Below are 14,238 nucleotides of genomic sequence, written 5' to 3'. Positions count from 1 at the left end.
GCATGGGCCATGAGGTTGGCGGCGTCATCACCTGCCGTCAGGTCTTTTACTTTTTGCGCGAGGAGGGGTGCGGATGCGCCCGCAATGGCCGCTCCCACATTGCCACCGGCAATCCCCTGCACGATGGCCGTCACGGTCTGTGTCGTGCGCTGGAAACTGCTGCCAACGCCGTAATCCCGTTCAGCCTGTTGCCTCACCTGCAAGGTGGTCGGGTCACTGATGCCACTCTCCAGCAACTTCTGCCGAGCCGCTTTACCAGCGTCGCTGTTGGGGTCTTCAGACTCGTCGATCTTCGCCTTGCCAATGGTGCTTCCGATCGTTATGGCCAGTTGCGCAGAGCTGTTGATCAGGTCCATGCGTTCGCGCATGGCCTTTTCATCCGGCTTGTCGAGGTGCTTATTGGCGTTTTGCGTATCGCGATTGAGGCCCACCAGGTCGTTGGCCCCCTCAGGATCACGCACAATAATCGTGCCCTCGCTGACCGCCGCCCGGGTTTTGCTGCTGTCGGACTCACTCAGCACCGCGCCCATCGGCGGGCCCATTGCGATACCGCTGGACCCACCGGCAATACCTGCGCTTGCCGAAGTGCTGTTGATCTTGCTGGTGTTCTTGATGTCACTGGTCAGCAAGCGATCGGTAATCAGCAAGTTCTTGTCGGCGCTGGCTTCGCTCGCAATGACGGCACCCTGTAGCGTGGTGTTTTTTCCCACGTCCAAGGTGTAGCCATCCTTGCCCGCATACAGCCCCGTCTGATCAGTGACCGCCTTGTAGTCGCTGCTCATGTTGCCGGCCGACATGCTTCCGGACGCCGTTACCGTTGTGCCGTAGCAGAACGGTGGCACACAGATGCTCGCGCCAGCACCGGCGCTGCTCTGCTTGCTCTTTTGAGTGTCGATATCCTGGCGCGAAGCGATATTGAGGTTGCCGCCGATATCCGCCTTGATGCTGTCAGCACGCACCTGGGCACCGGCCAGGGTGGTGTCTTGGCCACTGCTCAGAACCAGCGCACCGGTATCCAGCTTGCTGTTAACCTGAGTCACAGAACTGCCGGAACCCATGCCTTTGGCGATTTGCGCACCAAGGTCCAGGGTGAAACCGTTTTGTTCGCCGATATTGAAGCTGGCACCGATGCTGGTTTTGTCGTTTTTACTGTCGTTTTTGCGCTCGGTGGTGTTTTGCGCGCTTTCCAGAATGATGTCGTTTTTAGCGACCAGCGTGGTATTGGCAGCCTTCAATTCGCTGCCGATGACATGGATATCGCCCTGAGTTTCGGCGGCCTTGCCCGTCGCTACAACAGACAGGTTTTGACCTGAGTTGAGTGTGCTTTGCTTAGCCGTTTCACTGCGGTAGTCGCTGGTGCTTTTGCTGTGGGTACTGCCCAGCTCGGTGCCAATTTTAATCAGCGAACCATTACTGGCCGTGCCACCTTGCTTGTCCTTGAAACCCGAACCCTGACCGTTGGCGTCTGCCATTTGGCCGCCCAGGTTGTAAGTGTTCAAGGCTACCTGCGCCAGCTTCACGGCTTTGAGTCGAGGGTCATCGGCATTGTTGGCTGCTTCAACGCCATCGCGGATGCTCCTGGCGGTATCGACGACCGTTCCGCCGATCACACGCCCCACGGCCAAGCTTTTGGAACTGTCCTTACTGGTCTGGTTAGCCGTTTCAGTCCCGGCAGCAATGGTCACATTGGAGCCGGTGATATCCATGTCCTTGGTACTGACCACATCACTGGCCACTACCTTAACTTCACGCCCCGCCTCCAGCGTCACATTCCCCGCACTGGAACCAACCGTGCTGCCAGTGAGGGTAGTTTCTGCCGCTGTACCATTGTGCTTCTGGCTGTTGATGAACAGATGCTGATTGCCAGTGATGTCATCCAGGCCCAGCTTGTTGCCGGTCAACACGCCGGTCAGGTCGCGGTTCTTTTCCTTGTGCATGTCGGTGCGCGCGAAGGTGTTCTGCGCCGCATCGATGGTCAGGTCACGCCCGGCCTGAACAGTCAGGTCACCGGTGCTGACCAGGGCCGAACCCGTCACGGTCACATCTTGCGCGCCCGCGACGCTGACCGTCTCACCAGAGACCATGCTGCCCACCGCCGTGGTGCGTGTCTCGTCGACCTTGTCCTGGACTTTGCTCGACTTGAACCCGCCCCAACTGCTCTTGCTTTGCTTGCGCTCATGGCGCGCACTGTCGGAGTCGGTTACGGCAAGAATCTGTACGTCTTCACCCGCCACCAACTTCGCTGCACCTTTGTCAGCGGCCACCGCACTGCCGGCCAACAGCAGATCTTTGCCAGCGACCACGGAGCTATTGCCACCCGATTCGACCAGGCTGCCCACGTTGGTGGTGCTATCGGTTTCATCGAGACGGAATTTCTTGCCCGAGGAGGATTTTTTGGTCTTGCTGTAAAAGCTGTAGTCCTCATTCTCAGCGGACTTGAGCTCAATATTTTCACCTGCGTACAAGTACGCCTCATCCCCGGCCGTTACACGGCTGGCGATCAACGCCATATCCTCGCCCGCGCTCAGCGCCACATCTCCACCGGCCTTGACCGTGGTGGACACCTGCTGAACATGGTCTTCCTGGCTCTTGACCTTTTTGCTGTTGAACGAGGAGTGCTGTTCGTTCGCGCCCGAAGCCAGTGTCAGGTCGCCGGTAGCCGCCATCGCAACATCGCGCTTGGCGTCGATTTGACTGGCGATGGCGCTGATGTCGCGTCCGGACTGCACGCGGAAGTCGCGCCCGGCTTCAATCACATTGCCGTATTGAGTGACACTGCTGTCCCGGGACACACCGGCGTTACGTTGCTCGGCGGCAATCAGGTTGACGTCGCGACCGGCCTTGATCGTGGTATCTGCACCACTTTTCAACACGCCGCCAACGCTGTTGACGTCACGTCCGGCTTGCATGCTCAGGTTGTTGGCCGCTTCGATGCGGGCTGCGCTGTCTACAAAGTCCATGCGTTCGGTGCGATAACCGCTGTTGCTGCTCTCGTGACGGGTGACGGTGCGTTCGTTGATCACGTCGCCGTTAACTGCCGTGAGGCTCACGTCGCGCCCCGAGATGATCCCGCCAGCTTTGTTGACCAGGTTGTTGCCCGCCAGCAGGTCCAGGCGATGACCGGCTTCGATCAGGCCGCTGTTGACCAGGTTGGCGCCGGCGCTGGCCGATAGGTTTTTGGTAGCACGCAGGGTGCCGACGTTGTTGAGGTTTTCTCCGGCAATCAGGTTGACGTCGCTACCGGCGATCAATGCGCCGTTGGGTCCCAGGCGGTTATTGGCCTGGGCCAGATACAAAACAGGTGCCAGGACGTTTTCGCCATTTACCATGGCGCTTTCCATCCATACGATATCGTGGGTCAGCGCCGCGACTTGCTCGGCGGTGAGGCTTACGCCCACCGCTAGGTTCAATCGCTGCTTGCTGGCGATCGCGTTGTCCATCAGGTATTTGTACTGCCCAGCGTCGCTGGTCTGCCCATCGAGGAAGCGTTGACCGGTACGAGCAATGACGGCTTGCTGAATCAACCGATCCTCATAAAGACCATCACCCAAACGCTTCCAACTGGTATCCGGGTTGTAACCCAGTTTCGACAGCAAATAGTCCGAACTCATGAACTGCTTAAGGTCGGTCAAAACCGGGTTGGTTTCGATCAAGTATTTTTGCGGGTTGGAGACGTAGCTGCCGTCAGGCAATCCCTGCACACGGTTGACCGTCAACGTGTCAGCCGCTGTGGCCAAGCTCTCGACCGGAGTAGTCGAGGCGACAGCGTCGACCTTCGAGCGGTCAGGTACTACCGCACCCGTGATGGGATCTACGATCGGGACCACGTTCAGCGGCGCGATGATGGCTGCAACTGAGGTCGCCAGATCAGCCGTGCGCACCGGCTCTTGCGTGGCCATTGCGATGTGAGCGGCATCATTCACTAGGACATCCCTACCACCACGGGCAGGCACGGCTTGATCACGCTGGGCAGTGTCGATGGACGCCCCGCCCATGGTCCAGCTTTGTGGCCCTTGATTAGCTGGCGTTGCAGCACCCTGGCCGCTCAGGCGAAACAAACCATTCTGCCCCGTGGGCAAGCTAAAGCCTGGTAATGACAGGGGATTGACCTGTTGCTGGGCCAGGTCCGGCGGCAATTGTTGGTTAAGCGTAATACGGGTTGAAAAGCCAGCACCGGAGGCGTTGGTATCGGTTCGTGGGCCGCTACCCACATAGGTATAGCCCGGACGGACCACACTGCTGTCGATGTTGTTGCCCGCCGTTACGTTGACAGCCCCACCGGCCTGAATCACTGCGGCGTAACGCTGATCACCATCTGCTAATTTTTTTGTCGTTCTAAGGTGCGGCAGCTCCCCGATCCCCTTCGGAGCTACCGGAGGACCGGTAATGGCTATAAAGTTGCCCATTGCAGCCTGCAACCCACCCAAATCATTGGGCGTATAGCCGGCGCTCTGGAACCAATATTTGTTGTTGAACGCGTTTGCCGGGTTATACCAATTCTCTGGATGCCGGGTTCTCTCTGATACAAACACGCGGGTAGTTTCAATATCTCCCGTTTCAAGACCACTGTTGACCAGATTGTTGACTGTTACCGACAATTCTCCTGCGGCGGCAATGGTGCTGCTTTGGTTCGAGAGATCACCACCATTGATGGTCACATTGCCACCTGAGGTGATGCTGGACGCTGCACTGGCCTCAATGACTTCAAGTTTTTCGCGTTGAGCAATCTCCCAAGTATGGTTTTCCTTACCACCGTCACAATCGTACCCCGCAATACAAGCGATCTCGGTAATCCGAGCGGTATAAATGTCTTGGTTGCTGGTGTTCAAGACCGCTCTGATATTTTTGATCGTGCTCGCTGCGAGGCTCAGGTTGCCATCACTCTGTAGGGTCGAAGAGCTGTTGATGATGCTGCGGGCAACGCCGCCTTTACCATCCCGGTCGATGCTCAGGTCGCCCAGGCTGTAAATATCCGCGTAGCTATTGCTCAGCGAATCAACGCGCAGGCTCATGTCCGAACCACTGAAAATCAGCGCATGGTCGTTAAGTAGCGCGCCAGTAGTGGCGGTAAGTTTTTGACCGCTGCCCAGCGTGCCGTAGTTATTGATGGTGCCTGCCGTCAGATTCAGATCCTTGGTTGCGGTTAAACGCCCCTGGTTATCCACACTTCCGGAGATGTTGACCGTCGCGTTGCCACCACCGCCAATACTCGTCGTTTTACTTAGTTTTAATTGCGCGGCGCTCAGGCTCAGATCGCCCAAACTACTCATACGGCCACTACCGCTATAGGTCCCGTCCAGCGTCACGTTGAGGCTGCCATCACTGGCAATCAAGCCATCGTTGGACCAGTTAATACCTTTACCCACCAAACTATCGGAAGCCAGCAACTGCCCTTCTGCCGTTTGGTTGAGAGTGTTGACGTTCACCGTCAACCGCCCTGCCTGGATCACACTGCTGTTGGTCCAGTCGTCAGCCGTCAGGGTCAAGCCACCTCGGGTGACAACGTTGCCGCCCACGTTGGTCAGGTTGGCCGTGCTGATGTCAAACGCACCGGCGCCCACATGCAACAGACTGCCGCCCACGTTCTGGAAGCCACTGGCCTTCAACGTCAAATCGCTGTTGGCGGTTTCCAGTACACCATTGCGGTTATCAAACACACCCCCAATCTGAAAGTCAGTCTTGCCGTTCTTGCCCAAAGCCCGCAGTTGCCCGCCCTGGTTATCCACGCTATCCGCCTCGACCTTCAGCGTGGTGTCACTTTCAATAATGCCTTTCTGGTTGTTCAGTGCCCCGCCAGTGAGTTTGAGGTCAACCTGCCCGCCTGCCACCTGGCCGCGTACATCACCGCTGTTATCAAAACTGCTGCCGATGACCTTGACCGTCCCTTTGGCGTACAGCCCGCCATCGCGGTTGTCGAAGGCGCCGGTGGTGACGTCGGTGTCGCCGGTTTGCGCGGCGATGCGGCCGCCATTGTTGTTGAGGCTGGCACTGGTGAGGATCAGGCTTTGGGCCTGGATGATGCCGGCCTGACGGTTGTTGTTCAGGTCCAAGTCGTTGCGCAGCAAGCCACCCAGCGCTTTGGCTTGCAGGGCGCCCTTGAGGCTGGCCAGGGTGCCGCCACGGTTATCGATGGATGTGGCCTTGATGTCGACAGCGCCGTTTTGCGCGATGACTTTGCCGCTTTGGTTGTCGAGGGCGCCGGTGATGTCGAGGGTCAGGGCGGTCTGGCTTTGGATTGAGCCTTTGGCGTTATCGAGGCGGGAAGCCTTGAGTTTCAGGTCGGCGTTCTGGCTGTAGATCAACCCGTCACCGTCGTTTTGGATGGCGCCGGTGGTGGTGGCCAGCAGCGTGCCGTTGGACGCGACGGTACCGCGCTTGCGGTTGTCCAGGCTGCCCGCGAACAGGGTCAGCAAGCTTTGGCTGACCAGTTGGCCGCCCTGGTTGTTGACCTCAGTGGCGCGTTTGAGCAGCAGCGCACCGGCGCTGGCAAGTTTGCCGTCAGTGTTGGTCAGGGCGCCGAGCAGGTCGAGGGTTACGCTGCCGTTGCCGATCAGGTTGCCAGCGCTGTTGTCGAGGGTGGTGCCGATAAGGCCGAGGGCCTGTTGCGCATTGACCGTGCCGCCTGCGTTGTTGAGTGTATGCACGTTCAGATCGAGGGCCGCGCCGCTGTCGATCAATCCACTGCCGGCGTTTTTGAGCACCCCGGTGACGGTCAGGGTTTGCCCGCCCGCACTGGAAAGGATGCCTTTGTCGCTGTTGTCGAGGTTGGCGGCTTTGACGGTCAGGGCTTTTTGGCTGACCAGTGCACCGGCACCGCTGTTGAACAGGCTTTTGCTCAGCGTGGCATCGACGTTGCCAAAACGGCTGGAGACGGTGCCTTGGTTGCGGTTGTCCAAGTCCACGCCATTGACACTGACACCTTGCCAACCCGAGATCAGGCCACCTTGGTTAGTCAGCTGGGTGCCGTCCAGAGTGAGCACAGTGTTGCTGATCAGTTTGCCTGCGCTGTTATCCAGCGTGCGGCCATTGAGGGTGAGGTTTTGCGCGGTGGAAATCTCACCACTCTGGTTGCTCAGGTCGCGCAGGCGTTTGATGGTCAGTTGACCTTCGGTGGTGATCAGGCCCTTGGTGTTGTTCAGGTCACCGCCGCCCAGGTCGATGGCAATCGACTTGCCCAACACAGAACCGCCCTGGTTGTTCACACCAGCGCTGTTGAGGGTTAGAGCATTAGCCGCGTTGATCAACCCCTTATCCTGGTTGGTGAGCTGGCCGTCGACATTAAGCAACGTGTCGCCACGGCTGGTCAGCGTGCCGCCGCTGTTGTCCAGGGTGGCAGCGCGGCCGTCGACGGACTGGGCGGCAATCAGGCCTTTGAGGTTATTCAGGGCCTGGGTGATGCGCAGGGTCAGGGCCTGGTAGCTGAGCAATTTACCGCGGCTGTTATCCAGGCTGTCAGCGGTCAATGTGAAGGCTTGGGCACTGGAGATTTCACCGCCCTGGTTGTTCACGCCCTTGAGGTTTTTCAACATCAACAGCGGGCCGTTGATCAGGCCGCCCTGGTTATTCAACTGACCGTTTTTCAGGTCCAGTGCGACAGACGTGTTGCTGAACAGCTTCCCGCCTTGTTGATCCAGGCCGGTGACATTGGCAGTCAGCGCTTTTTCGCTGGTCAGGCGGCCACCGTCGTGGTTGGTCAATTGCCCTGCGGTGATATTCAGCGTGTCGCGGGTGCTGACGTTACCGGAGTGGCTGTTGTCGAATGTGCCGGTAGTGATGACCAACGCACTTTTGCTGCTCAACGTACCTTTCTGGCTGTTGTCCAGGCTGGTGCTGTTCAGGGTCAGGCCTGCGTCGGTGACCATCTCACCGCCCTGGTTATCGACGGCGCCGTGGGCGGTGACGTCCAATGCCCCAGCACTGGACAGCTTGCCTTTGCGGTTGTTCAGACTCCCAGCCTCGACGGTCAAAAGACCTTCACTGCTCAGCCGACCTTGGTTGTTATTCAGCTCGCCGCTGAGTTCAAGGCCAAGGTCTGTTTGGCTGATAAGGCTGCCGCCGCTGTTGTCCAGCGTGATGCCTTCCAGGGTCACACCACTCTGGCCGCTGAGTTGGCCCTTGTTACGGTTGAGTACGTCATCGACGTTCAGCGTCAAGTCGGTCGCGGCGAGCACCATGCCGCCGTCACTGTTATCCAAACCTTGACCGGTTATCTGAACAGTGGCCTTGCTGGAGATCTCGCCGCCCCGGTTGTCCACCTTGGTCATTTTGACGTCGGTCTTTTGGGTGGCGCTCACGTAGCCTTTTCGTTGGTTATCCAGCGTCTGGCCGTCAAGGGATAACGCGCCTTGTGCGATCAACTTACCGTTCTGGTTGGTGATATTGGTGATGTCTGCGGTGAGGTCGCCTTTGCTGGAAATCTCCCCGTCATTGTTCTCCAGGCTGGCCGCCGTCAGCTTCATGCCCGCGTCGCTTACTATCGTGCCCTCTTGGTTCTTGAGTACTCCATCGACGGTGATCGTCAACTGGCCCCGGCTACTCAACATGCCTTCACTGTTATCCAGGCTGGCGCCATTAATCTGCAACGCCGCAGCGGAAATTTTGCCTTTGATGTTGCTAATGGCCTGGTCGATGCGCAGGGTCAATGCCTGGTTGCTGATGAGCTTGCCGTTGCTGTTATCCAGGCTTTTGCTGGCCAGGGTGAACGCCTGGGTGCTGGAAATCTCGCCGTTCTGGTTGTTAACCCCATTGAGGTTTTTCAGCACCAACAAAGGAGCATTGATCATGCCTTGCTGGTTATTCAGTTGGCCGTTGTTCAGGTCCAGGCTCAGTGACGTCACACTCGTGAGCTTCCCGCCCTGCTGGTCAAAACCGGTGACACTGGCGGTCAGTGCGTTGTCGCTGACGATGCGGCTATTCGCACCGTTGCTGACTTGGCCTGCGGTCAGGGTCAGCGTGTCCTTGCTGATCAGGCTACCGGCGTGGGTATTGTTGAAAGCGCCGGTGGTCACTTTGACCGCGCCCTTGGCGCTGAGTGTGCCGCTACGGTTCTCCAGACTGGCACTGTTGAGGGTCAACCCTTTATCGGTGGTCACTGCCCCATTGTGATTAGTCAGCGCACCCGTGGCGCTCAGTGCAACAGCTCCGGTACTCGATACTTTGCCTGACGTATTATTTAGTCCGCCGGTTGTGGCGGTGATGCCGCTTTCGCTGGTGAGCAAACCACTGGTGTTATCCACGTCACCGCTATGGGTCAGGGTCAGACCGTGTACACCGGATACTGTGCCGCCACTGTTGTCCAGACTCTTACCTTGCAGGGTCACCTTGCCGTTACCGAACAACAGGCCTTCGCTCTGGTTGATGACTTGCGCCACCTTGAGGCCCAAGTCAGTGCCAGCCAGCAGCTTGCCGTTACGGCTGTTATTCAGGTAAGTGCCCGCCAGGTTGACGTCTATGGCGCTGGAGATTGCCCCGGCCTGGTTATTGATGTCATCGACGGTCAGCGTCAGCGCTTTTGTCGCACCTATCGTGCCACCGTTGCTGTTATCCAGTGTGCTGCCGGTCAGCATCATGGTGCCTGACGCAACCAACTCGCCCTTTTGCTGATTGAAATGGGTGACATTGGCGATCAGATCGCCTTTGCTGGAGATACGCCCGCTGGCGTTTTCTACGGTCGTCGCGTCCAGGCGCACCGGCCCGACGGCGCTGAGCAAGCCGCCCTGATTACTCAGGGTCGTGCCCTGGTAACGGACCGCCGCCTGCCCGACAAGCAGGCCTTTGCCCTGGTTGTTCAAGCTGGCGACGTTGAGTTGCATGTCCTTGTCAGTGCTGACATTGCCGCCTCGGTTGTCGAGGCTGGCGGTGGTCAGGGTCAGCAAGTCTTTACCGCTCAAACTGCCGCCACGGTTATCGAGGCTGCCCGCCTGCACATCCATCTTGGCTTTGGCGCTAAGCAAGCCGGTGCTCTGGTTGTCCAGCAGGCCCGCAATACGCGTGGTAAGGCTGGCGTCACTGATCACTTTGCCGGTGTGGCTGTTGTCCAGGCTGGCGGCGCTGATCGATGCCGCTTGACCGCTACGGAGCACGCCTTGGCGGTTGTTCAGCGCACCGCTTACATCGACCGTCAACCCGGTATCGCCCGTGACCTTGCCACCTGTGTTATCCAGGCTGGCTGCATGCAGTTCAGTGGCATGGGCGCTGGCCACTTCGCCTGTTGTGTTAGTCAACGCCCCATCCAGCCGCAGGGTCAAACCCTGCTCACTGAGCAGTTTGCCGTCGCTGTTGTTCACATTCTTCGCGGCGACGGTGAAGCCCTGAGTGCTGGAAATTTCACCGCCCTGGTTATCGACGTCGGCCAAGTTGTTCAAGACTAAGGTCGGGCCACGAACCAAACCTTTCTGGTTGTTCAACTGGCCCTTGTTTACGTCCAGCGTCAGCGATGTGGTACTGGTCAAGTGTCCGGCGTTGTTGTTCAAGCTGGCGACGTTGGCGGTCAGGGCCTGAGTACTGGTAATGCGCCCTGCGGCACTGTTATCCACGGCCTTGGCGGTGAGGTTCAATGTATCGAGGCTGGTGAGTTTGCCGCCCTGGTTATTGATGGCTCCGCTGGCAGTGATGCGCAGCCCCTGATTGGCGGTCACTAAGCCTGCGACGTTGTCCAGCGTGGCGATATTCAGCGTAGCGGCGCCCAGGCTGGACACCTCGCCACTGCGGTTGCTCAACTGGCCGACAGTGGCGGTCAGCGGCCCGTTACTGTTGACCAGCCCACCTTGGGCGTTGAGCAATTGGCTGGCGTTCAGCTCAAGACTGCCTGTGCTCAACACTCGGCCATTGTTCTGGTTGTCCAGGGTGCCAGCGCTGACATTGGCGGCCTGTTTGGCGCTCAAGGTTCCGCCCTGATTGTTCAGGGTTTGTGTGGCGGTGACGGTCAGGTTACGGCTGGCGACCACGCTGCCGCCGTTGCTGTTGTTGACGGTTTGCGCGCTGAGACTCAGATCGCCGATGGCGTTGCGAATGAGGTCTGGATTGATCCCGGACTCGATAATCCCGCTGTTGGTCAGTTGGCCGCCGCTGGACAGTGTGATGCGGTCGCGGGCACTGAGTTTGTCTTGATTGTTCAAGTCTCCGACGCTTTGCACATCCAGCGTCGTGCCAGCATGTACATGCCCTTGCGTCTGCACACTGGCGGCCTTGATGTTGATTGCGCCGCTATTGGCTCTGGCCTCTGCCATCCTCAAATGCCCACTGGCATCGAGCTGAATATCCCCCCCACTGGCCATCAGCGCCCCGTCGAGCTTCACCCCAACCCCGGCCTCGGTCCCGACCAGTTTGATCGCCCCCGCATACATCCCACCCAACGCCGTCGAGTCAATCGCCAACTCCGGCTTGGCGCTACCGTCATTGGCCCGTGCGGTTGCACTCAAGGTCTGCGCATTAACATCATTGCGCCCAGCAACCACACTCAACTTGCGCGCATTGATCTGCGCATTGATCTTGGCCGAGCGGGTGATGATTTCGAAGTGGTCAACGTTGCCGGCATCCAGGCCCTTGCCGTCGACGGTCACCGCACCGCCATCGACCTGGTAGCGGTCCAGGCGGCCGTTATCGAGGATGGGTTTGCCGGTGGTCAGGGTGACGTTGGGGGTGTTGATGAAGCCGCAGCCGTTGCAACTGATGCCGTAGGGGTTGGCAACGATGACCTTGGCCGACTGGCCCGCCACTTCGGTGTAGCCGCGCAACTGGCTGGGGCTACCGCCGTTGACTTCGTTGAGGATGATATTGGCAGCGCGGCCTTGCAGGTTCGGGTTACCCAGGATAATGCCGCCCAGTTGCGTCGATTGACTGCGTTCGGTGGCGTTGTTGAGGATCACCCCGTTGGCGCCAACGTTGTAGTCCTTGAACTGGTTATGGGACAAGCCACTGCCATTGGGGGTGGCGATGTTCACCACCGGCACGCCATTGCCCGCCGCGCCCACGGTGGTGCCGGGCGCGCTGACCACGATGCCTTCGGCCTGGGCCAGCAGCGGTTGCCAGAACAGCGCGTTGGCCAGGATCAGCGCCAGGCCACGTTTGGGCAGGCCCCAGAAATGCTCGCGCGGTTGGATGCGGGCAGAGGGCTGGCGGACCAAAAGGGCAAATTGACGAACATCCATTTCAAATTCTCGATGCAACTAGGCGTTGAATTACAGGAAAAAATCCATGCGGAAATAGATCGGCGTTTCGCGCTCAAGCAACGCGGCCGGTCGTTCCAGCGAGTGGGCAAAGGTCACGCTGGTGCTGACGTGTTGGCCGCGGGCGAACAACTCAAGCGAGTTGCTCGAGACTCGGCCGTGCTCTTCGCGGTTGTAGCGTCCGTTACGGATCACGCCTTGGTCATAGCCGACGCTGGCGCCGTATTCACCGAACACCGGGCGCAGCCAACCGAGGGTCACCGGGCGACTCCAGCGCAGGTCATTGCGCCAGTAGCCGCCGCTGTCGCCATAGAGTTGCTGGTCCTTGAAACCGCGCACCGACGAGGAGCCCCCGAGGCTCAAACGCTGAGGGCTGAACAGCACATCTTCACTGCGCTGCCCGGTGGCCAGGCTGGTGAAACTGAACGACTCACCCCACAGCTTGAACGGCTGCAGGTAGCTGACGGTGGCGGTGTATTTGCGGTAGTCCGGGGTGGGGGTGAGGTTGCCTTGCCGGTCGCGCTGTTGATCGTTGCTCTGGGCATCGAAGGCACCGATGCCGTTTTGCATACCGATATCGAAGTTGACGAACGCACTGCCGATACGTCGGCCGTGGTTAATGCCCAGTTGCAGTTCACTGAGGCGATTACTGCTCTGTCTGATACGGCTGCTTTCGATATAGTTATTGGTGCGCAGGTGGGACAGGCCGACGTTGACCGACGTCTTGCTCACGGCATCGCGGTGGATCACCCGTTCAGCGCGCAGTTGGTGGTTTTGGCTGTCGCCGGTTTGCTTGAAATTGAAACCGTCGCCTTGGGCAATCGAGCGATAGTCGCTCTCGTTGTAGCTGTAGCTAAAGTTCCACCAGCCCCAGGGCACGTTGTAGTACAGCATCGCGTTCTTGGAGGTTTTCTGGTGATCGCTGACGGCGTCGTGGCCGCCGCGCAGAATCAGTTGATCGGCCAGGCCCAGCGGGTTATCCCATTCAAAGCCGGTACCCCACTGTTGTTCGCCGGTGCTTTTCTGGCCATCGTTGTTACGCGACAGGCTGGCACGCCATGGCTTTTGCGGGTTGTTTTTGACCAATACCGAGCTGCCGCCCACGGCCTCGCCCGGCGTCAGCTCCATCTGTGCCTGATTGGACGGTAAACGGTTGAGTTGATCGACAGCCTGCTCGATTTCTCGCAGGTTCAATATCTCGCCGCTTTTGCCGGGAAAGGCCATGCCCAGTTCGCGATCCGACAACTTGCTGCTGTCGGCGCCCTTCAGGCCTTCAAGCTTGCCTTCCACCACCAGAACTTGCAGATGCCCTTTGGACATATCTTGCTGCGGCAAGTAGGCGCGGCTGGTGACCAGGCCTTTGTCGATGTAGTAGTTGGTGATGTCTTTGAGCAGGGCGTTGAGTTGTGCGACGCCCAGGCATTGACCAGTGTAAGGCTTGAGTAGACGCTCGCGTTCAGCGGCAGGCAGGTGGTCGGCACCCTGGAGTTCAATGGTTTGGATCGGAAAGCAACGGCTGTCCACCGGAGCTGCCGGCGCTTCGGGCCGGGCCTCTTTGCCAGGCAGTTCCTTGAGCTGCTCAAGGCGGCGCTGTTGATCTTCCAACAGGCGGTTTTGGCGTTCGCGGATCAGGTCCTGATCACCCGGCAGGGTTGCCGCCATCACGCAGTGGGAAGCGAGGCAGGCAAGCAGGGCAATGCTCAGTAAATACCGAGTCCGTGGCAGTGAGGCAGACATGTTCGATCCAACGCATGACGAAGGATGGCAAACTAACATCGCGGGAATGGCGCGCCAATAAACTGACTAAACTTTAGGAAATTTCCTACAAACTACTAACATTATGATTTTTAACGAAAATATTAAAAAAGAATAAATACTGAATGAAATCTTGAAGGATTTTCCGACCAGCGGTATCAGATTTGATAGACATTCAACACGCACACAAACGATCGGACTATTCGGCCAACACCGGTTCGCGTATGAGTATTTGATTGATTTAAGGAATGTCTGGACGACAACGGGAATCTGAGCAGCCGCTGACCCAAGGTCGACTCGGACAGGCCAAATGACA

General features: G+C 58.5%; 2 protein-coding genes. Both read right to left on the bottom strand.

What is annotated here, in order from left to right:
* On the bottom strand, positions 1–12,149 hold a 12,149-nt coding region (locus E4P01_RS25330; protein WP_248130157.1), incomplete at its 3' end, for a hemagglutinin repeat-containing protein.
* A gap of 30 nt (positions 12,150–12,179) precedes the next feature.
* Complete coding sequence (locus E4P01_RS25325) at positions 12,180–13,904, bottom strand: ShlB/FhaC/HecB family hemolysin secretion/activation protein (protein ID WP_216092041.1); 1,725 nt, start codon at positions 13,902–13,904, stop codon at positions 12,180–12,182.
* Between the last annotated feature and the right edge of the window lie 334 nt (positions 13,905–14,238).

The sequence above is a fragment of the Pseudomonas sp. NCIMB 10586 genome (assembly GCF_023127895.1).
GTDB classification, from domain to species: Bacteria; Pseudomonadota; Gammaproteobacteria; order Pseudomonadales; family Pseudomonadaceae; genus Aquipseudomonas; species Aquipseudomonas synxantha_A.
This window is presented reverse-complemented; position numbering and strand designations above follow the sequence as displayed.

Excerpts from the sequence above, each read along its gene's own strand:
- E4P01_RS25325 (WP_216092041.1), bottom strand. The coding sequence starts at position 13,904 with ATGTCTGCCTCACTGCCACGGACTCGGTATTTACTGAGCATTGCCCTG.